Origin of the sequence: Microbacterium pseudoresistens, assembly GCF_013409745.1 — a bacterium.
GTDB lineage: Bacteria > Actinomycetota > Actinomycetes > Actinomycetales > Microbacteriaceae > Microbacterium > Microbacterium pseudoresistens.
In genome coordinates this window covers 644,615-671,230 of record NZ_JACCBH010000001.1, presented here as the reverse complement: position 1 = coordinate 671,230, position 26,616 = coordinate 644,615, and the positions used below count along the sequence as shown (strand labels likewise).

The window sequence follows — 26,616 nt, the reverse complement described above, 5'->3', positions numbered from 1 at the left end:
GGTCACTCGGCGGGAGGTTCGGAGTCGTCTGCGGCCGGAGCCGTCGGTGCGGGCGTGCGGACCGACGGCTCCTGTGCGGAGGGGGCACCGGCATCCGTCTTGGCCATGGCCTCGCCGATGCCGCGGCCCACGGCCTGACCCTGGATGATGGCGGCGAGATCCAGACCCGTCGCGGCGCTCACGCTGTCGAACACCGACTTCATCGCCTTGGCGTTGTCGCCGCCGACGACCCCGGACGCGCCGTCGTCGGAACCGCCGATGATCGACACGTTGCCGATGGCCGAGTACCCCTTGGCGAACTCGGCCATGAGGGCCGGCAGCACGTCGACGACGCGCTGCGAGAGGAACGCCTCCTGGTTCGAGGCGATGGCCTTGGCCTCGGCCTCGACGGCCGCGGCGCGCGCCTCGCCCTCGGCGCGGATCGCCTCGGCCTCGGCGTTCGCGCGCAGGCGACGCGCTTCCGCCTCGGCGTCGGCCTGCGCGCGCAGGGCGTTGGCGTCACCGCTCGCCTTTGCCTCGGCGGCGGCGGCCTCACCGGCGGCGCGGGCCTTGTCTGCCTCGGCCTGCTGCTCGGCGATGCGGGTGCGCGCCTCGGCCTGCTTCACCTGCTCGATCGCGGCGGCCTCGGCCGCGCGCTCGCGGGTGTACAGCTCGGCCTGTGCACGGGTCTCGGCCTCATAGCGCTGGGCGTCGGCGACGCGCTTGACGTCGGCATCCAGCTGGGCCTGCTTGTTCTCGGCCTGCTGCTGCAGCACGCCCTGCTCGGCCTTGGCGCGAGCGAGGTGCTCGGCCTGCTCTGCCTCGGCGCGGGCACGGCCGACGCCGGCGGCGGCGTTCGCGGTGTTCGTGTCGAGCGCCGTCTGCTCGACGAGGTTCGACTCCTGGTTCGCGATGATCTTCTGGTTGATCGCACGGTCGGCGTTGGTCTGCGCGATCTCGGCGGCCTGGCGCTTCGACTGGATCTCAGGGGCGCCCAGCGACTGGATGTAGCCCACGGCGTCCGTGATGCCCTTGATCTGGAACGAGTCGAGAATGAGGCCCTGCTCGGCGAGCTCCTGAGAGACGTCGGCGGCGATCTGGTCGGAGAACTTCTTGCGCTCGCGCATGAGCTCGACCACCGACAGGGTGGCGACGATGCCTCGCAGCGCACCCTCGAGCTGCTCGGTGGTGAACTGCTCGATCGCTTTGTCTTGCGAGGCGAAGCGCTCGGCGGCGCGGCGCACGTAGAGCGGCTCGGAGCCGATCTTCACGATCGCGACGCCGTCGACGTTCAGGGTCACACTGTCCAGCGACTGCGCCTCGGCGTTCAGCGACACCTGGCGCGAGCGCAGTGAGATGATCTCGTGGCGCTGGGTGATGGGGTTGACGAGCGACTTCCCGTTGACGATGACCGTCACGGGCGAGTCGATGATCTCGGGTTGCGAGGCGATCGAGCCGTCGGCGCCGATGGTCTCGACGGTGCGTTGCACCTTCTGCTTGCGCCCCGAGATGACCAGTGCCTCGTCGGCGCGGGCGACCTTGATCCAGCTGCGGGCGAACAACAGGATGATCAGCAGGATGATGACGACCGCGACGACCGCGATCCCGATGATGACCAGAGTGCCGATGAGTGCGGCCGCTTCCATGGGTACCTCTTCCCCCGTGTCTCCGCGCGTGTCGCGGAGCATCCCGATCGAGTCTGCCAGATCCGCCCGTCGGCGGGGCGGGGCATCCGCGGGGGAGCGGCTACTCGGTCTCGGCCGCCGAACCGGCACCGCGCAGCTTGCGCGTGAGGTCGCGCAGCGTGCGCTGCTCGTCGGGGCTGAGCGCCGACATCCGTCCGGCGATGGTCGTGGCGTGCACGGCGGCGAGGCGGTGGAAGGCGCGCACGCCCTCCGGGGTGGCGTGGATGAGCGAGCCGCGGCCGTCCCGCGGATCGGGATCTTTGGAGATGAGTCCGCGGGCGACCATGCGATCGACGAGCCGAGACACGCTGGGCTGGCTGATGAGCATCCGCGCCGTCACCTCGCGCAGCCGCGCGGTGTGCTTGGCGCAGCGGGTGACGGTGAGCAGCACGTCGTACTCGGCGAGGCTGAGGCCGGCGCCGTCGAAGTCGCTCGACATCTCGACGAACAACTCGTGCTGAGCGCGGAAGAGGTTCTCCCACGCCTCGACGGCCAGCTTCCGATCGCTCATGACCTCAGATTATCCCCGACATGGTGAGAGCCGGTCGGAGAGGCTTCCGACCGGCTCTGTCCCTTGCACCAAGAGTGTCCTGCAATCACATGCGGTGGATGCCACAGCAAAACATTCACCGTGCGATCACTGTATAACGGCGAGGTAACGAATGCAACGGTTTGGTCACGGAAAGTCCGAGATGGGCGCGGGGCCGACTGTCCGATCTCACGAAAAGTGTCGGAGTCTCACGAAAGGTGTCGGAGCGTCTCACGGAAGTGTCGGAATCTCACGAAGCCTGTCGGAAGCGACGGCGTGTCGACGGGGTTCGTTCGGCGCCGGACGTACTCTGCCCGTGAGTTGATCCCCGGTCGGGTGATCTTTGTCAGGGCTCGGGACATAGGCCAGTACCGCTCCTCAGGAGAGAGGCTGACTGCCGAATAGGACGTATCCGTCGATGTCGATTGGATCCCTATGGACCTGACGCTGCAGTGGCCTGCTCCTCTCGCTCCCATGGTGGGGGCGACGCGGACACGGGTTGAGTACCGCCTCGATGGCGTACATCTCGAAGTTGATGCGGTCGATTGCGATGAGATCCCGTTCGAGCGAGGCGAAGCTGTCCGAACCTTCCCCAGCTGGCGGCTCAAGCGGCATTACGACGGATATCACTGGATGGGAGCGCTCGGCGCGTCCGTCGGCTTCGAGTCCTTGACTGAGCGGGGCTGCCTCATCGAGTTGGACCGCACACCAGGTGTGCTCGCGGTCGCGAGCCAGCCGATGTGGATTCGCTGGATCACCTCCGACGGCGTGCGCGAACATTACCCCGACTACTTCGTGCGTCTCGACGATGGTCAGGCAGTGCTGATGGATGTCAAACCCGCGGCTCGCATCGATGACGAAGTCAGAGCGCAGTTCGACATGACAGCCGTGTTCGCCGCGGAACGCGGCTGGCGTTACGTCGTCTACGACGCCGCATCTCCGATGCGTGAAGCGAACCTGCGATTCCTTGCCCCGTTCCGGGAGAGCGCCGGCGACGAGGGCCTCCCGAAACTGCCCGGTGGAGGGTTGCCGCTGGCCGCGGTTGCCGCGGTGCTCGGGGTCGGTTCCGAGGGGTACGCGCGTTGCTACGCGCACCTGTGGTCAGGGGCACTGGAAGCAGATCTCGATCAACCCCTCAGTGCCAAGACGATGGTGTGTGAAAGGAGCGCGTGATGCGCGTTGTCGTTGGCGGGTCGCTTATGTGGCGTCAGCGCAAGTACATGGTTGTGATCATCGAGAAGGATTCAGCAACGCTTCGAGATGAGGACGGGGGTGAGGTTGAGGTCGCTGTCGACGAGCTTGGACGTGATGCGACACCGGTGCCGACCGACACCTCCGGCCTGCTTCAGCTGTCGCTGCAGGTGGAGGACATCGAGCCTGGCATGGATCCGTGGCTGCAGTCGTGCATACGTATCGAGGCGTCCCGCGACGAGGTCGGAGTCGGGAAGGCTGTCGAAACGGAGCGCGCGTGGCTGGAGGGGCGAGTCGGCAAGCCCGTCTCCACACGCGCCGTCGAGCGTCGCCTCAAAGCGTTCCGAGAGCAGGGAACGGCAACGGAGCGCAGACGGTCCCCGCGCAAGAGCACGTGGGATCCGCGTCTGATCGAGGCGATCAACCACGAGCTCGGAGGAAGGAGCCGCGCATCGACCGTGAGCCGGACGACGGCGATGGAGCAGATCACGAGGCGCATCAAGCGTCTTCATGGTGATGCGGTGAAACTGCCGAGCCGGGCGACGTTCTACCGACTTCTTGAAGCGGATGAGCACGGGCAGTTCACCTTCGGATCGGCCAAGACCCGTGAATCGCTGGCATTGCAGCCGGACGGCACGTTCGGCACGCGCACCGCTCTGCGTCCGGGCGAGCTGGTCGAGATGGACTCCACTCGAATCGATGTCATGTTGCGGATCGATGAAAAGACGATCGGCCGGCCCGAACTGACGATTCTCCTGGACGTGGCGACCCGCTCGATCCTCGCCGCGATGTTGCGCCCGGAGGGGACGAAGAGCGTGGACCTGGTGGCCGTTCTCGCGCGTGCGCTGGTGCCCTACGGCCGGCGCATGGAGGGTGTTCGTGAGACTCGACGGTTGATCTCGACGGCGTGGGCTGACAATCAGCTGGTCGAGCAGGAACGATTCGAGAGATTGCGTCTCGCGCAGCCGTACGTGTTTCCCGACGCGATCACGACCGACCGCGGACGCAATTACCTGTCACGGCATTTCCGGGCGGCATGCGAAGCGCTGAAGATCTCGCTGATCACTTCGGCACCACACACTCCGACGGACAAGCCGCACGTTGAGCGAGCGTTCGGGGCCATCAACTCGATGCTGTTACAGCACGCCAAGGGATACGTGGGGCGAAGCGTCGAGCATCGAGGACGTGACACAGACGCCGATTCGAGCGCGCTGCTGACGATTGCTCAGGCGCAGGAACTGATCGAGGATTGGATAGCCGTCGAGTGGCAGAACCGTCCGCACGATGGGCTGCGAGACCCGCTGCATCCGCGGATCAAGTTGTCGCCGAATGAGATGTGTCGCGCGTTCCGTGCGTACGTGCCGGAGCTCCACGTCCCACTGACGCGAGACGACTACATCGCGCTGCTGCCCGTGCACTATCGCGTGCTCAACCGATACGGGGTGATCATCGATCATCGCGTCTACAACTCGGAGCGACTCAAGGGCATGTGGCGGCGCAAGTCCAACGACAAGGTGAGAAACGGCCGCTGGCCGATCCGCGTGGACCCCTACAACCTGCACGTCGTCTGGCTCGAACGGGACGGCGAATTCATCCCTCTGCGGTGGTCAAATCAAGTTCATGAACTCCCGATGCTCGGAGATGTCTGGCGGTACGCCCGCACCGAGTACGCCAACCGACCCGAGGGGCTCGACGCGGAACGTCGCGAGCTTGCGATGGCGATCAAGGCATTCGCCGGACGGGGGAATCCGGCACCTCGCAACACCAAGCAGATACGGAGCAATCGACAGCGTGCTCGAACGACAGCGATCGCCGACGACCCGATGAACCTCACGAGCGTGAAGAGCATCGAGGCCGAGGACCAATCCGCGGACTCGAGCGAGTCGTCGGTCGAGTCCGCTTCGAGCGGTGAATGGCCCAACACCGGTGGCTTCCCACTCATTGGCGAGGCGTTCGACGAGGTGCGGCGGAGGATCGACGAATGATCGAGATCACGACCAAGGAGGGGTGGCGGGACCACGTCAACACCGTGCACGAGAGGCCCGCGCCGATCACGTTGCAGGAACTCCGCACCATGAGTTTCGGCGACCGGGCGCTGTACAACCAGGGCCGCGCCCAGTATTCGCAGGCAGGCGCATTCGTGCGGACACCGCAGTTCGAGGCCTTTCAGCGTGCTGTGCGCGATCGCGTCATGCTCAACGCGTACCGGCGGGTCGGGAAGCTGGGCCTGATCTTGTCGGGGGAGCCTGGTCAGGGCAAGACCACGTCTCTGGTCGAGATCGGCAAAGCGCACGAGCGAAGACGGCGAGAGGTCGGTCATCCGGCTGCCGGGCGGGGCAAGATCCCTGTCGTGTACGTTGCTGTGCCGGCGCAGTGCTCGGCGAAGGCGCTGATGCACGAGTTCGCTCGCTTTTTGGGGCTCCCCGTCCTCCATCGGATGACGTACGGAGATCTGTTGGAGGTGGTCGCGAATGCCTTGCGCAGGTGTTCCACGGAGCTTGTCCTGATCGATGATGTGCATCACCTCGACCTCAAGTACCGGCAGAACATCGAGGCGTCGGACATGCTCAAGCAACTGTCGGAGCGGTGCGGCGGCACTTTCGTGTACGCCGGGATCGCTGTGGAGGGAACCGGTCTCCTCGATGGACAGCGCGGGGGTCAGATCGGGAAGAGATTCGAAGTGCACGTCGCCGTGCCCTTCCCCCTGGACAGCACCGAGGAGAAGGCTCGATGGGGCGACCTGCTTCTTGCCATGGAGAACTCCCTATGTCTCGCAGATCAGCGACCGGGATCGATCCTGTCGGCAGCCGTGACACTTCATGCGCTGACAGGCGGAGAGATCGGCCTGCTCAAAGACCTCCTGCAGTTCGCCGCGCTCAGAGCGATCGAGGACGGGACCGAGACACTCGATCTGAAGGTGTTCGAGCATGATCTTCGTCGCCGTCAGACTGCGGCGGCGTTGCGCCCGGAGACACCGCGACAGTCACGGAAACGCGTGATCGCACGATGACAGTGCTCCCCACGCTTCCGATCTCGGTTCGTCTCTACCCAGACGAAACCGTGACGAGCTACTGGTCGCGCCTGTGTGCGGCCAACGCGATCAGCCAGAAGGACCTCTGGCTCGCCCTGCGGCACATCGATCGAATGCTCCCGATCCTGGTGACGCCGAGAAGCGCGCTCGGGTACATCGAAGCTCTGGGCGGACTCACTGAGGGAACTCTGGTACGCGATTCCGGTGGTGTCGTCTGCGGCCACGGCGGTGCAACACGCCAAGTCGAGTGTCCGAGTTGCAGGAGGATCCCCGCGCCGGTCACACTTTGTGGGCGATGCGCAGCTGGTGATCAGGTCACGGTGACCCGGATACACGGACCCGTCTGTGTTCGCCATCGGGTCTGGCTGCCGAGCGGTGCTCCTGTCGTCGCCGATCCCAGGCACCTGGCGGCGCAGCGCCAGCTGAACGGGTCTCTCGCTCTTAGAGGTGTGCCGTACCGATCACCCGAAGTCAGTGCAGCTGCGGAACTGCTGCATCTGAACGCCCCTGAGCGAGACGACGTCATTGACGACCCGGATGATGAGTTCCGCCTGTTCCCGTCCCGCATCACGCTGACAGGTCTCCTTACCGATCCGCGATTCGCCCGCGTCCTGATGTCGCACGTTCTTGGCGCCCACGCCTTGGCGATGGTGTTCGACAGGCTGGTCGCCGCGCATGCCCTCGGGCATCGTGCCGCGGAACAGCTACTCGAGGGGCTGAAGATCCAAGGGCGTGAGCTCTGGGTCGGTGCATCCGCCGTCCCCGTGCGCGGTGGCTGCGCGCTGACTCCTGCCGCAAGGCGGATCCTGCCGAGAGCCAAGACGATTCGCGCGCACATGCTCCACCATCGCGTCGAAGTGGCCGCCAGGTGACTCTGCGAGTTCTTCCGTGCCAAGTGCCACCGCTTCCCGGCGAGACACCAGCAGGGTTCCTCGGCAGGCTCGCTGAAGCGAACGTGCTCGATGCCGGTGCGCTCATGCATCACCTGTGGCGGGAACTCAATGCGAAGTCGATGAGACCGACGAATCCGCGACTCATCGCTCCGATCGAGTCCTTGGGAGGACTCCGCCTCGGGCACTTCGAGACGCAGCGAGCACGGTTCCGCCTGTATCGACGGTGTCATCACACAGGTTGGCAGTTGCGGCGCTGCGCGACATGCGACGTCGTCGACCGCGCGCGAGCAGCGTGCCTGGCATGCAGCAACGGTGTCACGACCGACGTGTTCAGCAGGGGAGGAGGGTTCTGTGTCCGCCATCGTCGTTGGCATCTCGCGGGCGACGACCAACTGGTGCCTTCCGACGATGTGCTCCTCCGCGCCGAGCAGGCACTTGCCGGGCATCTTTGGAGCCGCGGGGTGACGATGCACACCGGTGAGTTCGCACTGGCGTCACAGCTCATTCTCGACAGTCTGCGTGAACGCCCTGCGACAGAGGGAAGCCAGCTTCTGCCCATCTACGGGGTGGTTATTGACCTCTTGGTGACTCTTACGCGCCCCGAGGTCGTGCTCAGCCTGGTGACGCCGGCCGAGAGCGAGCGGCGACAGGTTGAAGGGCTCATCGGTCTCACTGTCGGTGCAGGGAAGGGGGCGCGGACTCCCGAGTTGGAAGCAACCGCGGCCCGTGTGGTGCGCAAGCACCGTGCGGCGATGGACACCGCGATCCGCATGCCCTACTCCGACAGGGCGACAATCAGGCGCGCCCCGTTCGAGAAAGGCCTCGCCGAGGCGTCGTATCGCGAGAAGGCGGCCCTTCTTAGACACGTCACGCGTTCGGGCCGCCGCATCGAGGCCGAAGACCGCGCAGTGCGTGGCGCCCCGCCGTCCCGGGTCGTGTCCCGGCGCCTCGTCCCCGGCTGGGCAGACAGGGTGACGTGGTGAGCCCGATCTGGTGGCGGGGCATCGAGGCGACCCCGCCCGCTGAGTGGGCGTACGTGTTCGAGGAACTCACCGGCGACGCAACCGCGGATGAGTGGGCACTCGCGGCGGCGATCTTCATCGCGCAGACGAGACGGCGCACCGGCGCAGGGCCGACTTTCTCCGAAGTCTTCGCGTCCCTCCTGCCCGATACCTCGGGGCTGCCCGGACCCTTCCCGCCAGAGCTGGGGCCGGACGAGCGGCGCCTGGCGATCTCCGGATTCCGCGGTCACGTGATGATCGAATGGCGAAGACGCGACATGATCGGCTTCGATAAGGGCGTGACGCGGAGCCTCCGCGTCGGGCGCGAGTTCCGCAGACGCTCTCGCCAACGTCAGCGACACGACAAGAATCGCCGCTCGAAGGCCCAGGCGAGCGGCCGGATGTCGGGTGTGGCTGGTATCGATAAGACATCCACCGAGGGAAGGGAAGCGCTCGTGTCTGAGGATTATCCGCCTGAGCTGCAGCCTCTCATCGAACGATTCGCGCCGGACTGGCCGCCGATCCTGCAGGTGTCGGTCGGATGGTACCCGCTGCTCGTCGAACTCGATCGGACGCTATCGGCGCTCGTTCCCGACTACGTCGTGAAGCAGATCAAATCGAAGTTCGGGGCACTGAGATTCCACGCCGCGCCATCCGAAGATCCCTATGACTACAACGAAGCATTCAAAGAGGCGATCAGCGACGCCGAGTGGCGCAGCATCGAGACGTGCGAGGAGTGCGGCGCCCCCGCGAATCAGTACGTGGTCAGGCTCTGGGTCGTGACGCTTTGTGAGGAGCACATGCGGCTTGCCGAGCGGGCGTGATGGCGGGGGAGTCTTATCGCCTCATGTGTGGCCATCTGGCGCGTGCTCGGGTCAGTCGATCGTGTTCCCGTCACCCGATGAGCCGGCTACGTCAGGCGTCGAGTTGAATGCGCGCAGCGTCGTGTTGGAGACAACTACGACGGCGGCCGAGATGGCAACCGCTGCGGCGGCGATCAATACAGGTCCTGTGGCGGCGATGCCGATGAAGACTCCGAGGAGCGGATTGATCACAAGTTGAGGTGCTCGTTGCACCAAGATCAACAGGCTTTGGAAGCGCGAGAGCATCGCTGCTGGCGCGAACAGGACATAGGTGGGGAACACGTGTGCGGTGAAGATCACGACGCCCATGCCGATGATGCTCGTACTCACGAGCGCCCACCCCCAGGTCGGCGAGAGCGCAAGCCCGACGAGGCCACCGGCCACGACCACGGGACCGGCGGCCATCGGCCGCCAGGTTCGCGTCGCTGTCCCTCTCCACGAGAACCAGGCGCCGGCCACCAATCCGCCGGCAATCCAGCCGGCCTCGATGAGACCTGCTTCGGCCGCGGACCATCCGCGTTCGCGAGCAGCGAGCGGAATGCCGAGGATCAGTGATGGGATCACTGCGCCCGCCACGATGCCCACGCTGAGGAGGAGCGCAGGTATGCCTCCGGTGTGGCGGGCGGTGACGACTCCGTCGATGATGCCGCGAAAAGTCATCGCCTCGGGCGCAGGGCTGAACTCGAGTGGTGGATGGATGACGAGCAACGCCACGACCATTCCCAGGCATCCGGCGACGTCGATCCACGCGACGCCGTTCAGTGCGAGCAAGCCGATGAGCATGCCGCCGAGGGGAGGGGCAACCGTGCCGGCGATCTGGCTCGCCATGCCGACTCGGGCCATCGCGGTTCCCAACGCGCGGTCGCTGACGAATAGCCGTGGGAACACTCCGACCGCGGGCCTGTGGAATGCCGAAATGGTGCCGATCGTCGCGGCGGCGACCATGAGCACGGTGGGCGTTATGCCGCCGAAGGTCACGACGACCGCGAGGATCGCGCTGACCATCATGAGCCCGGTGGTGCAGACGACCATCACACGGCGGGGCCCGAACCTGTCAGCCGCCGCACCCCCGATCAGCCCGAAGACGACGGACGGCGCGACGGTCGCGGTGAGCACGACGGATGCCGCGGCGGGCCCATAGCCGGACGCAATCCAGGCAAGCGCGAACGCGAGGATGCCGGCACCGAGATCAGACCCGACCGTCGCGATGACCCAGGCATTGAAAGCACCCGGCATCCGCTCGCGACTCATGCGAATCGCGGCATAGTGAGTGCGACGAAATCGGGTTGGCTCGCCGCACGCCAGATGACGGCATGACCGGGTTCGCGAACATCGCAGCTGATCGTTGGGCCGACAGCCGCCTCCGTGATTCGGCGGAGCGTCGTGGCGGACAGCTCAAACCTCGCCGCTCGACCGTCTGCGCTGCCATCGATCGAGATCGTTCCGGAGCTGAGGTGAGCTTCGTCCTCGCATGCGAGGAAGGACACAGTCTCCGTTGACGATCGCGCAAGGTGCAGGACCTCCTGGCGGCGAAACGCCGCCCTCGTCATGGCCCCGCTTCCAGCCCGCACAAGATCTCGGACGCTAGGCAACCGATCCGGCAGGCACTCGATTTCGAACACGTCGTCAGCTCGATCACGAAACCATGCGCGCACGGTCGAGTAGCCGTCTCTACCGATCGGGGCCTCAACGATGAGCTCGACTTGAGGACGAGAGCGCAGCCATGTCGTCACGGGATTGGGGGCGAGCGTCACTCTCGCTGGCGGGCCCTCGATGTTTGTCGACACGGCCACACGCGCAAGCAGACGGTAGCGATCGGTCGCGACGACTGCGACGTCATCCAGCCCGGCGTCCAGCAGCACCCCGTGGAACTCGTCGTCACCGCTGGCTGCCGTCACTTGCTCGATCGCCGTCGCCAGAACAGCACCATCGAACCGCGCCACCGTCCGCTGCACCGGATTTGCTTCAACCCGTCCTCGCAGGCTCAGCTTCAGATCCGTCACCAACTCCGCCGCCGCCGAGTACCGCTCTTCAACGTCTGCAAGCCAACTCTCAAGAAGAAGCTGGGCATCGTCGAAGTCAGCGTCAAGAATCGCGTTGATGCGGCTCAGCCCGAGTCCCGCGTCTCGCAGTCGGCGGATCCAGATCGCGCGCTGCTGCTGATCGGGCGCGTAGAAGCGATACCCCGATCGTTCCTCGATCTCGGCGGGCACGAGCAGGCCAGCATCGTTGTACCCCCGCAGAGCACTCGCGCTCAGTCCGACGGCTCGAGCGAACGGCCCGATCGTCAACCTCGGTGATCGAGCTGGGCTGTACACGGTGTCGTGCTGCGAAACACTCGATGGTGCCATGACAACATCATCAACATTCACCCAGGCTGAAGGTCAAGTGTCAGCCGGGGCGGCGTCGGGTGCGAGCATGACGCGCGATGTTCGTCCGCACAGTCGGCTGCATCGATCGGACAGAGGTGATCCGCGTTCATATGTGGACCGCGGTGGCACCATCTCGATCGACGCTGATGAAGTGAATGCGATCGAACTCAGGCCCCCCGTCGAGCCATCCCATCAGAGCGAGACGTGCTGTAACTGGCATGGGTAGAGTCTCGAAACTGGTGCTGTATTCGAACCAGTGCAGCTCTCCTTCGGTGCACGCAGTCGGGGGTGGCGTTGTGTCTCGAAGCCGGGTGGAGAAGTAATAGACGATCCGAAGTTCGTTGCCCGTGTCGCGCATCGCGACGTACCGGAGGTGGAGATCAACGAGGTCATCCTCGGTGAGCCCCACTTCTTCCGTGAGTTCGCGGATCGCGCCGCGTCGCGGGTCGGCAAACTCATCCGGCTCGAGATGCCCACCGATGCCGACATAGGAGTCCTCGATCACACGTGACCCTCTCCGCAGGAGCAAGAGAATCGAGTCATCGTTGTGGATCCAGACTGACGCCATATGTCGAACCTTCATCGCATTCCTTCCGTCGTCCGGTCAGTACACGGACTGCGTCCGTGCAACGCCACCACGATACGACCGTGCAACAGACCCAACTGCCTTTGGTTACGCCGCTGCGCCGCTAGCACTCCATCGGCAACTGGTGCGAGGGAGCGGTGGCGCGGGCCTCTATTCGTCGCGGTAGCTTGTTCGTAGGACAGACAAGGTGGCTGAGCACAAGGTGACTGGACTTCATCATCCGGTTTCGCATGACGAGCCCGTGGAGGATCATGATCGGTGTCTTTCTAGATGAATCCGGCACTCACGATGGTGCAGAAACGGTGCTGGCCGGCGCGGTAGTGACGCCCGATATTGCGGCGATGGAACAGCAAGTTGTCGAGGCTGCACAAGATGCACTCGCTGACGAATTTCTTTGGCCGTCGAAGGAGAAGCGGCTCGCCTTTGAGCGGAGAGGTTTCCACCACTCGGACGATCAACCTGCGACGCAGGAGCGCTTCCTCTTCGCGATCCGTCGCATGGATTACCGTGCGCATGTCGCCTACTCTCGTCACGGGAGCGGCGTTGAAGGCGTCGAGCTGCTCGTCAATATGTACTACACGTTGGTCCGGAACATCATGCTCAGGTATCGCACCGAGGAGATCCGGTTCATATTCGAGGAGGAGTCTCGAATGGACTCGCTCTACTCGCGAATCGTTGGTGCCGCGCAAGAAGACATCCAGAACTCCTTGGGCCTCCGAGTGGAGGCGCGCGCAGCCCGCGCAACGAAACGGGCACCGATTCTGGGAGTGGTGGATTACGTGCTGGCCGTCGCGAACCATGCCCTGGCCTCTGGAGCCAGGGCGTTCGAGGTGGGGCGTTTCAACCGCGGACTTCCCGCGCATCTGGCACACCTCATCGACTTTGACAGAGCAGTGCACCGCTCCTCTCGCAGGGGCATAGAGTTGCTGTGAAGTCCGAGGGGTTGATATTTGGGGCGCGAGTCGCGTTCGAGATCTTGCGATCTTCTACTAGTTAGGCATAGATGACTCCTCGGACTTCCTCAGTATCCATTCTGCGGACCCCCCGACACCTTGAGGTTTACTTGGGTGCTCCGCTAGCGGCGCTAGAGTCAATCGCCCGGAATCTGGACGTGGGAATCGGCGTCGAAGTTGTAACCTTGCGCTCCAAAGGCAAGGCACGCGTGATCGCGTGTCCGACTGACGAAGCCGTGAGGAACGTGCACCGTCGCATCTTGTCGCTACTAACGCCGGTGCAGATGGACCTTCCTGACATGGTCACGGGGTACGTGCGGGGGCGTTCCTCCGTGACCAACGCGATCGTCCACGCGGGAGCAGCACACTTGCAGAAGTTTGATCTGCGCGACTTCTTCCCCCATATCGGTGTTGATGCGGTGGATGAGGGCCTGCACGCCGCAGGGTTTCAGGAAGAGGTAGCGCGACTGCTTTCGAGGCTCACCACATGTCGCGGCTATCTTCCTGCCGGATTCTCGACTTCGCCTGCGATCGCGAACCTCGCTTGTCAGTCGATGGACGCTGAGCTTGCGGCCCTCGCCGAACAGGAGATGCTGAATCTCACGCGATACGCCGATGACATCGCGTTCTCGGGGATGGAACCATTCGACGTCCTCGACGAGGTTAGGCAGATCGCCATCGCACATGGGCACGCCTTGAACGATGAGAAGACGCGCACGCTGAAGCGTGGACAGCCAATGTACGTTACGGGGCTGTCCGTGTCAGAGCAGGAAAGACCACGGCTCCCACGCCCCTTCAAGCGCGGGCTTCGTCAGGAGCTCTACTACGTCCAGACACGCGGCCTTGCTGAACATGCGTCGTGGCGCGGTGCCAAGGCCGAGGCGGTCCGATATCGACTGGGCGGACAGCTCGCGTACGCGAGTGCTGTGGAGCCTGGATGGGTCGAGGCGCTGACGACAGCATTTCCAACGGCGTTCCAAGAAGTCGCCCGGCGTCGCTCTTCTCAGAGCGACGCCAAGCGGGGCGAGCGACTGGCCCAACTGGCGGCGCGAGTCATCGCACGTAACGATGCGGCCGCGGAACTATACGAGCCGTCAGCGACGATCTCCTGAAGCCGTAGAAGCGCTATGTCGGATGTCGCCCCTAATGTGAGGACATGCAGGTCAGGTCCGAGACAGCGCGGGTGCTCATCACGGTGAAGGCTTCGCCGCAGCCGTCGGCGAAGTACGGTGACACGGTGTGCGTTGCTGGCATTCGCGTCGATGGCGGGCGGGCCGACTGGATCAGGCTCTATCCGCTTCCGTTCCGTTGGATGGGCGTTGAACAGCAGTTCAAGAAGTTCGATCTCATCGAGGTTGAGGTGCGGCGGGAGTCCAAGGACACGCGGCCCGAGAGCTATCGCCCAAACATCGACAGCATCAATATCGTGAAGCACCTCGATGGGTGGAAAGAGAGACAACCATACATGGAGCGAGTCGCGCGTACTTCTACGTGCGCACTGAGCGCTGCTGCGGTTCAGCGGCATGACGCGCCTTCGCTGGGAATGGTCACCATCAAATCGGTTGAACGGCTGAGGATCGAGCCGTTCGGCGAGTGGACTGACGCACAGAAGGCGCGCATAGCCGAAGCTGCCAATCTAGCGCCGCTGTCTCTCTTCGGAGATGTGACCAAGACGCCTGCGGAGTTGAAGGCGCCGAGGTTCGTCGCGCGTTACGAGTATCACTGCACGGCCGATGGATGCCCCGGTCACGTCGGCCAGATTTTGGACTGGGAACTGACCGCTCTTCAAGGCCGATCGCGCCATGAGCCGGATGCCAGCGCGATCGCGCAGATTGAGCAGAAGTTCCACACTCAAATGTTTGCGCCAGGACGGCAGACGTCCTTCTTCATGGGGAACTTCGAAGACGCGCGCAAACGCCACAGCTTTAGCGTTCTCGGTGTGTACTACCCGCCAGAAGGAATCGCCACGAGCGTCGGCTTGTTCGACCTAGACCAGGACTGAGACGTCGGCATCCCGGACCGCAGCAATGACCTGCTCGCGGTGACAGTGCGCCTGGTCGGCTTCGAAACACAGAACAGCCACCACTTTCTCTTTGGCAAGGGTGGCAAGGTCACGCACGGCGTCAGCGCCATCGCCGCTATTGATCTGCGCGCGATAGCGGGCGCGCGCAGCAATACCGGCGTCGGATTCGGCGTCTGCGTAGGCAGATCGGTTCTCCTTAGGATTGCCGAGCCGGCGGTCATGGATGTAGCGGATGTCCTCCGCTGCCAAGGCGGCCGACAGCGCTCGCTTGGACAGGCCCGGCTTGCGTGACAGCGGCGTGAGTCGGACATCGACTAGTACCTCAACGCCTTCTGCTTTAAGGCGAGCGACCAATTGATCGACGGTGAGCCCCTCATATCCGACACCGATCATCGTTTTGCGTCCTTCCCGAGTAGAGCGAGCACGCGCACGCTGTGCTCTAACTCGACAGGCTGTCGAGCATGTTCGCGCACCGCTGCGCGCGACGAAATTCTTCCCACACACAGCGCAAGCGTGTGTGAGGCCGCGACGGCGGAGCTGCTCCTGCCGCACTCGTCGAGCGAGCGTCAGGAGCGACTCGTCACTCTGAGTTGCAAGCTCCATGAAACGAATATATCTGTTACATCGTTCTGACGGTGCCGCCTGCGGCAGCCGGGTTGGTCGAGGAAGCATCGACGCGGTGCTGCTGCGACGGCGATGCGCCACGCCCATAGACTCGTTCGATGGCTGAGCAGAACAGGGCATATCACGGGGTCGCGGGTCAGGTCTTCGCGGCTAGGGCGGATGCACCCGGTCTGAATTCCTTGCATGAGCGGCCTGCGGTCGTCTCGTTGATCGGTGATGCCCGCGGACAGGAGGTCGCCGACCTTGGATGTGGGGCGGGTCACCTCGCGGCGATACTCAGTGCTGCTGGCGCGAAGGTCACCGGCGTCGAGGGTAGCGAGGTGCTCGCCGGGGTCGCGCGTGAAGCCGCGCCGATGGCCACGATCGTGCACCACGACCTCGACGTGCCACTCGGCTTCCTGCCGGATGCTTCGCAGGACGGTGTCGTCTGCGCGCTTGTGATCCACCATCTCAGCGACCGCCCGCGGTTCCTGAGCGAGGTCCGCCGCATTCTGCGGCCGGGCGGGTGGTTCGTGCTCTCGTCCACGCATCCGACAGCTGACTGGGGCTACTTTGGTGGCTCGTATTTTGATGAGCGATGGGTGACGCGATCGTTCGGTGAAGCGACGATGGAGTATCAGCTCATGACGATGAGCACGTTGCTCAACGAGGTCGCGGACGCGGGCTTTGTGCTCGAGCGGCTGGTCGAGCCTCAGCCAGTCGAGGCGCTGCGCATGATCGATGCGGAACAGTTCGACAAGTGGAGTTCCGCCCCGATCTTCGTCGCTCTTCGTGCTCATGTCGCAGGATGAGGACGTTGCCGGTCAGATTGGCGCGCTCGGTTCCATTACTGCGCGCTCGGTTCCATTACTGACAGGTTTCGTGAGACAACGTGCCATCGACCCCGGGCATGAGATCCGCGGAATCACGCCGGAGGTCCGTCTCACCTACTGCCAACTTTCGTGAGAACGGACACCGACGGTCGCGCTCCGGGAGATTCAGCTGAACGGCGCGATCGCGTAGCGTCCCCAGGCGACGAAGAGCATCGCGGCGAGGAACACCAGATCGCCGAGAAGGTCCCTGTACTCGGATCGTCGAATGCGCTCGGTCACGGCCCCCGCCATATAGAGGGCCATTCCGGAGGCCGCGATAGGGACCAGCACGGGTGCGACCCCGAAGAGCGCCGGGAGGACGAGCCCCAGTCCGCCAAGGATCTCGATGGCTCCCATGAACTTCACCTTGCCGGGAGTGAAGTCCTGCGCCCAGTGCAGTTTCGCGGCGTACTTCTCGTGCGGCCACGTCAGTTTGATGATCCCGCCGGCCACGAACCCGATCGCGAAGACTCCGGCGACGATCCACAATGCGATGTTCATGCTTTCCTTTCTCCTCTGTGCTCTCGAGGGGTCATCGCCGCCTCGATGGGCACTATCGGCATGCTCCGTGCCGATAGTGCCCAAGCTTAACTTCTTGGAAAGCACGAGTCAACGGCACGGGCAGTGTCGTTGACGATAAGGTGGGTACATGACCCCATCCCCGCCGTCACCGCGCCGCCGTGGCGAGGAGCGCACGCGCGAACTGCTGGACGTGACCCTCCGTCTCGCCGCCGAAGTCGGATACCGCGGGCTGACGATCGAGGCGATCGCCCGCGGGGCCGGGGTCGGCAAGCACACGATCTATCGGCGCTGGTCGTCGATCTCGGAGCTTCTGCTCGATGCCCTCAGCCACGTCTGGTCCCGCGGCCTGGACTACAACACGACCGGCGATATCCGCGACGATCTGCGCGAGCAGTTCGTACGGTCCTCCCGTGCATTGTCGAGCCCTCCGCTGGGCCCGATCTACCGCGCCGTGATCACCGAGGCGCAGTCGGAGGAGCGCTTGCGGGAGACCATCGATGCGAGATTCCTCGCAACGGTCGAACAGCGCACCCTCGACCGGATCCGGCTCGCCCAGACACAGGGGCAACTGCGCGGGGACGTCGATCTGCAGTACCCCGCAGAGATCCTCTCCGGCACGCTCTACTACCGCTGGCTGATGACCATGCGACCCGTCGACGAGGACATCATCGACGCCCTGATCGGCATGTTCATCGATGCGTACGGCGTCTGTGCACCACCGACCAAGCCTGACTCCGGGCACCCAGCCCAGCCATAGCCCCCTGCCCGGTCGGAGCGCCGGCGGTGAGGTCGGAGGCCCGCCCCGGGACAAGTATCGCGGCGGCGGCGGGCGCGATCGCGACGAGCGCGAAGGCGAGCGGGTAGCCGACGAGTCCGATGACGGCGCCGATCGCGGGAGGCACGAGCGCCGCGCCAAGGAACTGCCCGGTGTTCTGCACGCCCAGCGCCCGGCCCGCCCACCCGGATCCGGCGATCTCCGCGACCGCGGTGAAGGCGAGTCCGTTGTCGGCGACGCTCAGGCAGCTGGCGAGGATGTAGCAGGCCGCGGCGGGGATGGCCCAGTCGAGCGCACCGAAGGCGGCTGTGGCGAGCATTCCGACCACGACCGCGATCGCCACCGCGCGCAACGGCACGAGGCGCGATCCGATCCGGTCGCTGAGTCCGCCCACGACGATGCGGCCGACGGCGCCGAGCACCTGTGCCGCCGCGACGACGATGCCCGCCACGAACGGTGTCCACTCGAAGGCGACGATGAACCAGATCAGCCCGAAGGTCGACAGCGTGAACTGAGGCACGACGAGCAGCACCGACACCGCGTGGATCCGCTGCAGAACGCTGCTGCCCCGGTAAGGATTGCGGGTCGGCGCCGCCGCATGCCGAGGCTCGCGCGCGGGGTCGACGACCACGAGCGCGCAGAAGGCGAGCCCCACGAGGCACAGCGCGCCGCCGAACGCGAAGGCGGGTGCGGCCGACCCGCCGGCGGCCAGGGCGGGAACGACGAGCGAGGCCAGTGCGATCCCGAGCGGCTGGCAGGTCTGCCGGATGCCCATGGCGAGTCCGCGGCGTTCGGGCGGGAACCAGCCGACGATGAGGCGGCCGCTCGCCGCATTCGTGCACGCCGACATCGCCCCGGCCAGGACCAGCGCGAGTCCCTGTGCGACGAACCCCTGCGCGAGCATCGCCAGCAGCACGGCGACGGTCGTCGCAGCGAGACCGCTCAGTACGATCCGGCGCTCGCCCCAACGGTCTGTGGCGGCTCCCCAGGCGACGAGCGTGAGCACGAGACCGAGGTTGGGTGCCGCGGCCATGAGCCCGGCCTCGGCGAGGGAGAGCCCCTGGACGGTGTGCAGCAGCGGGATGAGGAAGGCGGGCGTCGCGGCGACGACGGTGGTCGCGGCCTGGGCGACGACCGCCGCGACGAGCATGACCCAGGGGTGGGGAGTGATGCGCATGGAGGGCTCCGGGCTGATCGGACGACGACCGGCACGCGAATCGGCACCACGTCGGGGTGCCGGTCGGATCAGACCCCGCCGCGGCTCCGAAGAAGGAGCGTCGCGCGCATGGGCGTCAGCTTACCCGACCGCCTCCGGATGCGAGACTGTTCGCACAGGGTCGGGCCGTCGACACGAGACGGCCCGACACGATCGGAGAGCGGGTGGGATTCGTGGCGAAGACCGTGGCCGAGAAGCTGCAGATCCAGACCGGTGACGAGGTGCTGCTCATCGCCGACGTCGAGCAGCGAACCCTGCTCGATCCGCTGCCCGCCGATGTCGTCGTCATCGACGGCATCGACCGGGCGACCGGTGGCATCGCCATCGCGTTCGTGGCCGACCGCGCCGATCTCGACGCCCGGCTCGGCTCGATCCTGCCTCATGTGGCCGGCGCCCGCGCGGCCTGGCTCGTCTACCCGAAGGGCAACCGCAGCGACGTCAACCGCGACAGCATCTGGCAGCGCGTCGGCGAACGGGGCTGGACGCTCAACGCCAACGTCGCGGTCGACGACACCTGGTCGGCGGTGCGGATGAAGCCCGCCGGTTGACGCGGAGCGTGCTGGACTCGGTCCGCGCTTCGGGCAGCGTTCGTCGATCTCGCTGATTCGGCCACGCCCCCGTCCCGCGTGAGTATCGTGAAGCGCAGGAGGCACCGTGACTGACCTACGCGAGAACGACACGACCGACTACGACCTCATCGTGATCGGCGCGGGGCCGGTCGGCGAGAACGTCGCCGACTACGCGACGAAACGGGGCGTGCGCGCGGCGATCGTCGAATCGGAGCTCGTGGGCGGCGAATGCTCGTACTGGGCGTGCATGCCGTCCAAGGCGCTCCTGCGCAGCGGTCATGCGCTGCGCGCGGCGCGACGACTCCCCGGGGCGCGCGAGGCGATCACCGGCGATCTCGATGCGGATGCGGTGCTCGCGCGGCGCACGGCGTTCACCTCGGGGTGGGACGACAGCGGACAGGTGTCGTGGCTCGAGTCGGCGGGCATCGCCCTGATCCGCGGAGAGGGATGCCTCGACGGCCCCGGGCGTGTGCGGGTGGGGGAGCGCGTCTACACGGCACGCGCCGTGGCGCTGGCGACGGGATCCGTCCCGCGACTGCCCGACGTTCCCGGACTCGCGGATGCGGCACCGTGGGGAACGCGGGAGGCGGCCTCGGCCGACCACGTGCCGCCGCGGCTCGTCGTGCTCGGCGGGGGTGTCGCCGGCACCGAGCTCGCGTTCGCATTCGCATCCCTCGGATCGGCCGTGACGATCATCGCCCGGCACGCGCTCCTCTCGCGGGAGGAGCCGTTCGTGGGCGACATGATCGCAGAAGCGCTCGAGCTGCAGGGAGTCGATGTGCGGCTGGGCGTCTCACCCACACGGGTCGATCGGAATGCCGGCGGCGTCGTCGCCGTGACGCTCGACGACGGCACCGCGATCGAGGCGGACGAGATCCTCGTCTCCACAGGGCGACGGCCGAACAGCGACGAGCTGGGCCTGGATGCGGTGGGCATCGTGTCGCTCTCGGTCGACGACACGATGCTCGTGAACGGCACCGACTGGCTCTACGCCGTGGGCGATGTGAACGCCCGTGCGCTGCTCACGCACCAGGGCAAGTATCAGGCGCGTGCAGCGGGCGAGGCGATCGCCGCGCGTCTGAACGGTACGGCCGTGTGTGATGAGCCGTGGGGCGCGCATGTCGCCACGGCCGATCACAGCGCCGTGCCACGCGTGGTGTTCTCCGATCCGGAGGTCGCCGCGGCGGGGATGACGGAGAAAGACGCTCGCGACAAGGGCATCGCCGTGCGTGCCGTCGAGTACGACCTGGGCGCTGTCGCCGGTGCCGCGCTGCATGCGGATGGCTACTCGGGCCGCGCGAAGCTCGTGGTCGACGAGGAACGCGGCGTGATCGTGGGTGCGACCTTCGTCGGGCAGGATGTCGCAGACCTACTGCACGCGGCGACGATCGCGATCGTCGGCGAGGTACCCCTCGACCGTCTCTGGCACGCCGTGCCGGCCTATCCCACCATCAGCGAGGTATGGCTGCGCCTGCTCGAGGAGTACGGCCGCCCGGAGTGACCGCCAACGCGTTCAGGCATCTCAGGCCGCGGCGTCGGCGCCGAGGCGCCAGCCGCCGGCTGCATCCTGCTGTCGCCAGAACTCGGCGAAGCGTCCGTCGGCGGCCAGCAGGTCATCGACCGTGCCGTCTTCGACGATGCGCCCCTCCTCGAGGAACACCACCCGGTCGGCGGCGCGGATGCTGGCGAGGCGATGCGCGACGATCACGCGCGTCCGCGGCAGCGGATCGGCGGTGAGCGCAGCGGTCACCGCCGCCTCGTTCTCGGTGTCGAGTGCGCTGGTCGCCTCGTCGACGAGCAGCACGGGGGCCGGCTTCAGCAGCGCCCTGGCGATCGAGACGCGCTGGCGCTCGCCGCCCGACAGGCCCGTTCCCGCCTCGCCCACCCGGCTGCCCCAGCCGCCGGGAAGCCGCTCGACGAGGGCGTCGACGCGGGCGAGCCCCGCCGCGCGCTCGACGGCGTCGTCATCGGCCGATGGCGCCCCCACGCGCACGTTCTCGCGGATGGATCCGTCGAACAGATACGAATGCTGGAACACCATGCTCACCAGGTCGCGGCGGGCATCGGCATCCAGGGTCGACACGTCGACGCCGTCGACGAGGATGCTGCCGGTCGTGGGTCGGTGCAGTCCCGCGAGCAGGGCGAGCACCGTGCTCTTGCCCGAGCCCGACGGCCCGACGATCGCCGTCGTCGTACCGGGTTCGAGGGTCAGATCCAGCGTGTCGAGCACAGGGGCGACCTCGGACCCTGCGCCGTCGATTCCTGTGCCGTCGATTCCTGCGCCGTCGGCTCCCGCGCCGTACCCGAACCTGACGCCGCGCAGCTCGACCCGGGGTGCTCCCACTCCGGCGCCCGGAGTCGTTCCCGCAGGCACGACGGGCGCGTCGAGCACGGCGCGGATGCGTCGTAGCGATCCCGTGGTCGTCTCGATGCCGGGCGAGAGCTCGGAGACGACGGTGAAGGATTCCAGGTAGCGCACGATCACGACGATGAGCGCGATGGCCTCCGGCACGCTCAGCTCCCCGCGCACGGTCAGCACCACGGTCGTCCCTGCGAGCAGCAGCAGGGCGAGCTGGCTGGCGAGGCCGAAGACGACCTGTCCGGGTACCTGCAGCAGGAGCATGCGCATCGTCGCGCCGTGCTGTGCGGCCAGCGCGGCGCCCGCGTGGCTGCAGGCGGGCTCGACGCGGCGCGCGGCCCGCAGAGCCTGCTGGGTGCGCGCGAACTCGACGATCCGCTCGGTGAGCCGGTTGTTCGCCGCATCGGCGGCTCGATCCGCCGTGCGGCTCAGGCGGCCAGCGCCCCACAGCGCCAGCAGCAGCACGGGCACGCCGAGCAGGGCGGCCACCGCGAGCGGCCACGAGATTGGCAGCAGTGCCAGGGCGATCACGACGGGCAGCAGCACGGCGGCCAGCAGCGGGCCGACGAGGTAGATGACCACACCGACGAGATCGGGACCCGTCGCCGCGACGGCCTGACGCGTGGTGGCTGTGTTCTCGGCCGTGAACCAGTCCAGGCGCACACGGGTGATGCGGTCGGCGACCGTGCGCTGACCCGAGTCGAGCAGGTCGAAGCCGATCCCGAATCCCAGACGCGCCGCGGACGCATCCACGGCCCAGCCGACCACGGTGACCAGCGCGAGCACCCCCAGCCACGGCCACGCGGTGGCAGGCTCGTCGCCGAACAGCGCGGCGACCAGGGGCACGAGCAGCACGGCGCCGGACGCGCGCAGCACGAGACCCACGACGGTGAGGGCGAAGTACGTCCGCACGGTGGGTCGGGTCTTCGCGGGCAGCAGCGAGAGCAGGGTGCGGATCATCGGGCGAGCTCCGCCTCGTGCTCGGCAGGGGTGGTCTCGGGAACGTCGCCCGCATCCCATAGCTGCCGGTAGCGGCCGTCGCGCTCGATGAGCTCGTCGTGGGTGCCGGTCTCGGCGACCCGACCGTGATCGAGCACGACGATGCGGTCGACCCCGGTGATCGTGTGCAGCCGGTGCGCGATGACGAGCACCGTGCGCCCCGCGGTCAGGCGGTTCAGCGCCTGTTGCACGAGGTACTCCGACTCCGGATCGGCGAACGCCGTGGCCTCGTCGAGCACGAGCACGGGGGTGTCGGCGAGCAGGGCTCTGGCGATCGTCAGCCGCTGGCGCTCGCCGCCCGACAGCGCCGCATCCGGGCCGAGCAGCGTGTCGTATCCGGAGGGAAGGCGCAGGATCCGCTCGTGGATCTGCGCGGCGCGGGCGGCGGCCTCGACCTGCTCATCGGTCGCGTCGGGCACGGCGAGGGCGATGTTCTCGCGCACGGTGCCCTGCACGAGCTGGGTCTGCTGGAAGACGAATCCGACGGCGGCGTACAGCTCATCGGGCGTCAGCGCGCGCACATCCCTGCCGCCGATGCGGATCGCCCCCTCGGTGACGTCGTGGAAGCGGGCGAGCAGGGCGGCCAGCGTCGACTTGCCCGATCCGGACGGGCCGACCAGCGCCGTCACGGTGCCGGGCTCGAGGGTGAGAGCTACGTTCTGCAGCACGGGCACGCCGGGGCGGTACGCGAAGCCCACGCCGTCGAACTCCACGCGGCCCGCGGGGGTTCCGGCCCGGGCATCCTCGTCGCCCTCGTGATCGGCCTCGGTGGCGAGCAGCGGCTCGTCCAGCGCGACCTGGATGCGGCGCGCAGCCAGCAGCCCGGCACGCAGGCCGCCCAGGCCGTAGCCGACGCCGAGCAGGCGGGCGCCGAAGGTCGTGCCCAGCAGCAGGAAGGGCAGGAGCGCCACGGGCGACATCGCCCCGGTGGTGATCAGCAGCGTGCCCATCGCGCAGATGAGCAGCAGGAAGGTCGCGGGGCGCGTCACGAGGTCGATGAACGCCTTCTGCCCCGTCAGCGGACGCTGCCATGCGTCGAGGAAGCCGATGTACTCGCCCAGCCGCGCACGGAACGTCGAGGCGGCGGCACCGCCGAACACCCGGATCACCGGCTGGCCCTCCAGATACGCGCCCGCTTCGACGTTCATCGTCTCGGACCAGCGCATGGCCTGTCCGGTGCGCGGGCCCGACTGCACGACCATGATCGCCATCGCCACGATGTAGACGAACACGGGGAGCAGGAGCAGCAGCGCGATGCGCCAGTCCACGACGAAGAGGTACACGAGCACCGCGATGGGCGCGATCGCGGCAGCCACGGCATCGGGCACGGCGTGGGTCACGAGATAGTGCAGGGCGAGGGTGTCGTCTTGCACGAGCTGCGTGACCCGACCGGATCCGCGGGCGTCGAACCAGCCCAGCGGCAGGCGCGACATCGTGGCGAGCAGGCGCTGGCGCAGTGCGCGCGAGAAGCCGGCGTCGACGACGTGCAGCCACAGCAGCAGAAGGGCGGACAGCAGCACGCCTGCGCCCATGAGCACGACGGCCCAGATGCCGAGCGTCCAGAGCTGCTCTGCGGGGGCGCCGGCGAGCAGCAGGCGGGAGAGCTCGACGAGCAGCACGAACGGGGCGAGCTGCACGAGCGTGACGATGCCCTGCGCGATCCCCGCGACGATGAGCCGCGACGTGAGCGGGGCCAGCAGGCGCCCCGCCGACTGCGCCCGCCACGAGCCGCGCACCGGTGGCGCCGCGGCATTCTGCCCCTCGGGCGTGGCGACTGGAGCCGAGGCGACCTCGACCGGCGTCGGCTCTTCGGGCACCGCCTTCGACCGGTTCGTGCCGAACGCGCGCCCATGGAACCAGTACGCCTGCGCATGCGTCTCGCTGCGCGGAAAGCCGAACTCTTCGCGCAGCCGGGTGCGCAGGTGCTTGAGCGAGCCGGATTCCGGCGCCGCCCACACGTACCAGTCCGACCAGTCGCGCGCCTCGATCGCCGCGGCGAGAGACGTCGGGCCCTGCCGCGGCACCCAGTGCACGACGGCGCGCGGATGCTGCACGAGCGGGATGAGCGGATCGTTCGCGTCGTGCTGCTCGAGATACACCTCGAGCGGCACCTCGGGCGGAACCGTCGCGAGGACCGCGTTGATGCCGGGGATGGACGCGGCATCGCCGACGAGCAGGTAACCGGCCGGCAGATCCTCGGGCAGGTCGAAGCGCGAGGATCCCAGTGTCGACACCGCGACGGTCGATCCGATCTCGGCGCGCTGCGCCCAGGACGAGGCGGGCCCGGCGGGTTCGTGCAGCACGAAGTCGACGGCGAACGCACCGCTGTCGGCATCGACCTCGGTGAGCGTGTAGGCGCGCTGATGCTCCGTGTCGCCGCCATCGGCATCGGGGAACCAGAACCGCAGCCAGGCGGTGGGGGCGACCACGACATCTTCGAACAGGGTGGGCGAGGTCATCCGCACGCGCAGGAAGTGCGGCGCCAGCAGCTGGGTTCCGGTGACGGTCGCCTCGTGATCGCGGGCGCCGTACGCACGGTTCATGACGCCGGTGAAGCCGCGCTTGGCCATCGCCCCTCCCTGAGCTTCGAGCACCTGAGCTTTCGAGCAAACTTAGGGTAGCCTACACTGATCTTCCGTGCGGCGAGAAGGCGGGGCCGGCCGATCAGCGCTCCGTGGTCATCGCCGGCGCTGGCGCAGCGCCTCGTACAGCAGCGTCGTCGTCGCGTTCGCGGCGTTCAGCGACGAGGCGTGCCCGGTCATCGGGATCCTGGCCAGCACGTCGCACGCGCCGCGCCATGCCCCCGACATCCCGGAGTGCTCGTTGCCCGTGACGATCAGGGTCGGGCCGGTGAGATCCGCATCCCACACGTCGCGCGTGCCGTTCTCATCCGTGCCGACGACCTGCAGCGGTGCTCCGCCGGCACGGATGCGCCCGACCCAGTCCAGCACCTGGGCGGCACCGGCCAGGCGCACGGTCGGCGTGACGAGCGTGGAGCCGGTGGAGGCGCGCACCGCCCGCGGATCATAGGGGTCGGCCGCATGCCCCGTCACGATCAGGCCGTGCCCGCCCAGGGCGTCGATCGAGCGCGTGATCGAGCCGATGTTGCCGGGTGAGGCGGGCCGGTCCAGGGCGACGAGCAGCGCATCCGCCGGCACGGGCAGGCGTGCCGGATCGTCGGGCGGGATCGCCACGACGAGCAGCACCTCGGGGGCATCCTCCTCCTTCTCGCCCAGCTCGCGCATGAGCTCGGCGTCGACGAGGAACCGCTCGGCGCCCGCGGCCTCGGCCCGGACGATCGCCTCGGCGGCCCAGCGCGACGGCGTGCGCTCGCGCGTGTGCGTGACGAGCACGGCGCGCGTCTCGAGCCCGGTGTCGAGGGCGAGGGTGATGGGCCGCACGCCCTGCACGATCATCTCGCCGGCGCGGTTCCGTTTGGTGCGATTGCCCAGCAGGGTCTGCCAGTGCTGGAACGTCGCGTTGCGCGTCGAGACCGCCTTCGTGCGCGTGCCCGCCTTCGTGTGCGCGCCTCGCGGCGGGGTCGTGCGGCCTCCGTCGCGCGCCGCGCGCCTGCGCCCGTCATCCGTCATGATCA

At 66.9% G+C, this 26,616-nt stretch carries 24 protein-coding genes; 13 read left to right on the top strand and 11 right to left on the bottom strand.

Going from position 1 to position 26,616, the window contains the following annotated elements:
- Positions 1–2: 2 nt before the first annotated feature.
- Positions 3–1,625 (bottom strand): SPFH domain-containing protein, encoded by a 1,623-nt coding sequence (locus BKA02_RS03240; protein WP_179431261.1) that lies wholly within the window; start codon positions 1,623–1,625, stop codon positions 3–5.
- Between the two features lie 100 nt (positions 1,626–1,725).
- Positions 1,726–2,175, bottom strand: a complete 450-nt coding sequence (locus BKA02_RS03235; protein ID WP_179431259.1) for a MarR family winged helix-turn-helix transcriptional regulator — start codon at positions 2,173–2,175, stop codon at positions 1,726–1,728.
- Positions 2,176–2,628: 453 nt separating this feature from the next.
- Here BKA02_RS03235 and BKA02_RS03230 point away from each other — a divergent pair, with 453 nt between their 5' ends.
- The 6 genes from BKA02_RS03230 (at position 2,629) to BKA02_RS03205 (ending at position 9,133) form a co-directional block, all read left to right on the top strand.
- Positions 2,629–3,366, top strand: a complete 738-nt coding sequence (locus tag BKA02_RS03230; RefSeq protein ID WP_179431257.1) for a TnsA-like heteromeric transposase endonuclease subunit — start codon at positions 2,629–2,631, stop codon at positions 3,364–3,366.
- Between the two features lie 494 nt (positions 3,367–3,860).
- The gene (locus BKA02_RS03225; protein ID WP_179431255.1) at positions 3,861–5,369 is read left to right on the top strand and encodes a DDE-type integrase/transposase/recombinase; all 1,509 of its coding nucleotides are present in this window, start codon (positions 3,861–3,863) and stop codon (positions 5,367–5,369) included.
- Positions 5,366–6,394, top strand: a complete 1,029-nt coding sequence (locus BKA02_RS03220) for an AAA family ATPase (RefSeq protein WP_179431253.1) — start codon at positions 5,366–5,368, stop codon at positions 6,392–6,394. Before BKA02_RS03225 ends, BKA02_RS03220 begins: the two co-directional genes overlap by 4 nt.
- Before the next feature lie 50 nt (positions 6,395–6,444).
- The gene (locus tag BKA02_RS03215) at positions 6,445–7,287 is read left to right on the top strand and encodes a hypothetical protein (RefSeq protein WP_179431251.1); all 843 of its coding nucleotides are present in this window, start codon (positions 6,445–6,447) and stop codon (positions 7,285–7,287) included.
- Positions 7,288–7,370: 83 nt separating this feature from the next.
- A complete protein-coding gene (locus BKA02_RS03210) occupies positions 7,371–8,291 on the top strand; it encodes a hypothetical protein (protein ID WP_179431249.1) in 921 nt (306 codons plus the stop codon).
- Between the two features lie 53 nt (positions 8,292–8,344).
- Positions 8,345–9,133 carry a hypothetical protein gene (locus tag BKA02_RS03205; protein WP_179431247.1) on the top strand — a complete coding sequence of 263 codons (789 nt, stop codon included), beginning with the start codon at positions 8,345–8,347 and terminating at the stop codon, positions 9,131–9,133.
- Positions 9,134–9,184: 51 nt separating this feature from the next.
- Here BKA02_RS03205 and BKA02_RS03200 read toward each other — a convergent pair whose 3' ends face one another.
- From BKA02_RS03200 to BKA02_RS03190, 3 genes are all read right to left on the bottom strand, one after another.
- Positions 9,185–10,423 carry an MFS transporter gene (locus BKA02_RS03200; protein ID WP_179431245.1) on the bottom strand — a complete coding sequence of 413 codons (1,239 nt, stop codon included), beginning with the start codon at positions 10,421–10,423 and terminating at the stop codon, positions 9,185–9,187.
- A complete protein-coding gene (locus tag BKA02_RS03195; RefSeq protein ID WP_179431243.1) occupies positions 10,420–11,523 on the bottom strand; it encodes a MerR family transcriptional regulator in 1,104 nt (367 codons plus the stop codon). Before BKA02_RS03195 ends, BKA02_RS03200 begins: the two co-directional genes overlap by 4 nt.
- Positions 11,524–11,650: 127 nt before the next feature.
- A complete protein-coding gene (locus BKA02_RS03190; RefSeq protein WP_179431241.1) occupies positions 11,651–12,112 on the bottom strand; it encodes an NUDIX domain-containing protein in 462 nt (153 codons plus the stop codon).
- A gap of 269 nt (positions 12,113–12,381) precedes the next feature.
- On the opposite strand from BKA02_RS03190, the gene BKA02_RS03185 reads away from it, so the two are divergent.
- The 3 genes from BKA02_RS03185 to BKA02_RS03175 all read left to right on the top strand — a co-directional run bounded on the left by BKA02_RS03185 (position 12,382) and on the right by BKA02_RS03175 (position 15,085).
- Entirely contained in the window at positions 12,382–13,062 is a 681-nt protein-coding gene (locus tag BKA02_RS03185; RefSeq protein WP_179431239.1) for a hypothetical protein, read from the top strand.
- Between the two features lie 179 nt (positions 13,063–13,241).
- On the top strand, positions 13,242–14,195 hold the full coding sequence (locus tag BKA02_RS03180; RefSeq protein WP_179431237.1) for a reverse transcriptase domain-containing protein: 954 nt from the start codon (positions 13,242–13,244) through the stop codon (positions 14,193–14,195).
- A 71-nt stretch (positions 14,196–14,266) separates the two neighbouring features.
- The gene (locus tag BKA02_RS03175) at positions 14,267–15,085 is read left to right on the top strand and encodes a hypothetical protein (protein ID WP_179431235.1); all 819 of its coding nucleotides are present in this window, start codon (positions 14,267–14,269) and stop codon (positions 15,083–15,085) included.
- Here the strand turns inward: BKA02_RS03175 and BKA02_RS03170 are convergent.
- Positions 15,071–15,499: a DUF488 domain-containing protein gene (locus BKA02_RS03170; protein WP_179431233.1), complete on the bottom strand. Its 429-nt coding sequence runs from the start codon at positions 15,497–15,499 to the stop codon at positions 15,071–15,073. The two genes, BKA02_RS03175 and BKA02_RS03170, sit on opposite strands and share 15 nt — an antisense overlap.
- A 329-nt stretch (positions 15,500–15,828) precedes the next feature.
- On the opposite strand from BKA02_RS03170, the gene BKA02_RS03165 reads away from it, so the two are divergent.
- On the top strand, positions 15,829–16,521 hold the full coding sequence (locus tag BKA02_RS03165) for a class I SAM-dependent methyltransferase (protein WP_179431231.1): 693 nt from the start codon (positions 15,829–15,831) through the stop codon (positions 16,519–16,521).
- Between the two features lie 186 nt (positions 16,522–16,707).
- Here BKA02_RS03165 and BKA02_RS03160 read toward each other — a convergent pair whose 3' ends face one another.
- Entirely contained in the window at positions 16,708–17,082 is a 375-nt protein-coding gene (locus tag BKA02_RS03160; protein ID WP_179431229.1) for a DoxX family protein, read from the bottom strand.
- Between the two features lie 148 nt (positions 17,083–17,230).
- Here BKA02_RS03160 and BKA02_RS03155 point away from each other — a divergent pair, with 148 nt between their 5' ends.
- The gene (locus BKA02_RS03155; RefSeq protein WP_179431227.1) at positions 17,231–17,860 is read left to right on the top strand and encodes a TetR/AcrR family transcriptional regulator; all 630 of its coding nucleotides are present in this window, start codon (positions 17,231–17,233) and stop codon (positions 17,858–17,860) included.
- Here BKA02_RS03155 and BKA02_RS03150 read toward each other — a convergent pair.
- Positions 17,793–19,055, bottom strand: coding sequence for an MFS transporter (locus BKA02_RS03150; RefSeq protein WP_218844431.1), 1,263 nt, complete (start codon positions 19,053–19,055; stop codon positions 17,793–17,795). The two genes, BKA02_RS03155 and BKA02_RS03150, sit on opposite strands and share 68 nt — an antisense overlap.
- 203 nt (positions 19,056–19,258) lie before the next feature.
- Here BKA02_RS03150 and BKA02_RS03145 point away from each other — a divergent pair, with 203 nt between their 5' ends.
- Positions 19,259–19,642, top strand: a complete 384-nt coding sequence (locus tag BKA02_RS03145) for a DUF3052 domain-containing protein (protein ID WP_343045330.1) — start codon at positions 19,259–19,261, stop codon at positions 19,640–19,642.
- A 106-nt stretch (positions 19,643–19,748) separates the two neighbouring features.
- Complete coding sequence (locus BKA02_RS03140) at positions 19,749–21,164, top strand: FAD-dependent oxidoreductase (RefSeq protein ID WP_179431225.1); 1,416 nt, start codon at positions 19,749–19,751, stop codon at positions 21,162–21,164.
- A gap of 21 nt (positions 21,165–21,185) precedes the next feature.
- Here BKA02_RS03140 and BKA02_RS03135 read toward each other — a convergent pair whose 3' ends face one another.
- From BKA02_RS03135 to BKA02_RS03125, 3 genes are all read right to left on the bottom strand, one after another.
- Positions 21,186–22,982, bottom strand: a complete 1,797-nt coding sequence (locus BKA02_RS03135; protein ID WP_179431223.1) for an ABC transporter ATP-binding protein — start codon at positions 22,980–22,982, stop codon at positions 21,186–21,188.
- A complete protein-coding gene (locus BKA02_RS03130) occupies positions 22,979–25,615 on the bottom strand; it encodes an ABC transporter ATP-binding protein/permease (protein WP_343045329.1) in 2,637 nt (878 codons plus the stop codon). Before BKA02_RS03130 ends, BKA02_RS03135 begins: the two co-directional genes overlap by 4 nt.
- An 84-nt stretch (positions 25,616–25,699) precedes the next feature.
- Positions 25,700–26,611, bottom strand: coding sequence for a TrmH family RNA methyltransferase (locus tag BKA02_RS03125; protein WP_179431221.1), 912 nt, complete (start codon positions 26,609–26,611; stop codon positions 25,700–25,702).
- Positions 26,612–26,616: the final 5 nt, after the last annotated feature.

Excerpts from the sequence above, each read along its gene's own strand:
- BKA02_RS03185 (WP_179431239.1), top strand. The coding sequence starts at position 12,382 with ATGATCGGTGTCTTTCTAGATGAATCCGGCACTCACGATGGTGCAGAA.
- BKA02_RS03195 (WP_179431243.1), bottom strand. The coding sequence starts at position 11,523 with ATGGCACCATCGAGTGTTTCGCAGCACGACACCGTGTACAGCCCAGCT.
- BKA02_RS03160 (WP_179431229.1), bottom strand. The coding sequence starts at position 17,082 with ATGAACATCGCATTGTGGATCGTCGCCGGAGTCTTCGCGATCGGGTTC.
- BKA02_RS03150 (WP_218844431.1), bottom strand. The coding sequence starts at position 19,055 with ATGCGCATCACTCCCCACCCCTGGGTCATGCTCGTCGCGGCGGTCGTC.
- BKA02_RS03170 (WP_179431233.1), bottom strand. The coding sequence starts at position 15,499 with ATGATCGGTGTCGGATATGAGGGGCTCACCGTCGATCAATTGGTCGCT.
- BKA02_RS03235 (WP_179431259.1), bottom strand. The coding sequence starts at position 2,175 with ATGAGCGATCGGAAGCTGGCCGTCGAGGCGTGGGAGAACCTCTTCCGC.
- BKA02_RS03125 (WP_179431221.1), bottom strand. The coding sequence starts at position 26,611 with ATGACGGATGACGGGCGCAGGCGCGCGGCGCGCGACGGAGGCCGCACG.
- BKA02_RS03200 (WP_179431245.1), bottom strand. The coding sequence starts at position 10,423 with ATGAGTCGCGAGCGGATGCCGGGTGCTTTCAATGCCTGGGTCATCGCG.
- BKA02_RS03225 (WP_179431255.1), top strand. The coding sequence starts at position 3,861 with ATGGAGCAGATCACGAGGCGCATCAAGCGTCTTCATGGTGATGCGGTG.
- BKA02_RS03135 (WP_179431223.1), bottom strand. The coding sequence starts at position 22,982 with ATGATCCGCACCCTGCTCTCGCTGCTGCCCGCGAAGACCCGACCCACC.
- BKA02_RS03240 (WP_179431261.1), bottom strand. The coding sequence starts at position 1,625 with ATGGAAGCGGCCGCACTCATCGGCACTCTGGTCATCATCGGGATCGCG.
- BKA02_RS03155 (WP_179431227.1), top strand. The coding sequence starts at position 17,231 with ATGACCCCATCCCCGCCGTCACCGCGCCGCCGTGGCGAGGAGCGCACG.
- BKA02_RS03230 (WP_179431257.1), top strand. The coding sequence starts at position 2,629 with ATGGACCTGACGCTGCAGTGGCCTGCTCCTCTCGCTCCCATGGTGGGG.
- BKA02_RS03165 (WP_179431231.1), top strand. The coding sequence starts at position 15,829 with ATGGCTGAGCAGAACAGGGCATATCACGGGGTCGCGGGTCAGGTCTTC.
- BKA02_RS03190 (WP_179431241.1), bottom strand. The coding sequence starts at position 12,112 with ATGGCGTCAGTCTGGATCCACAACGATGACTCGATTCTCTTGCTCCTG.
- BKA02_RS03220 (WP_179431253.1), top strand. The coding sequence starts at position 5,366 with ATGATCGAGATCACGACCAAGGAGGGGTGGCGGGACCACGTCAACACC.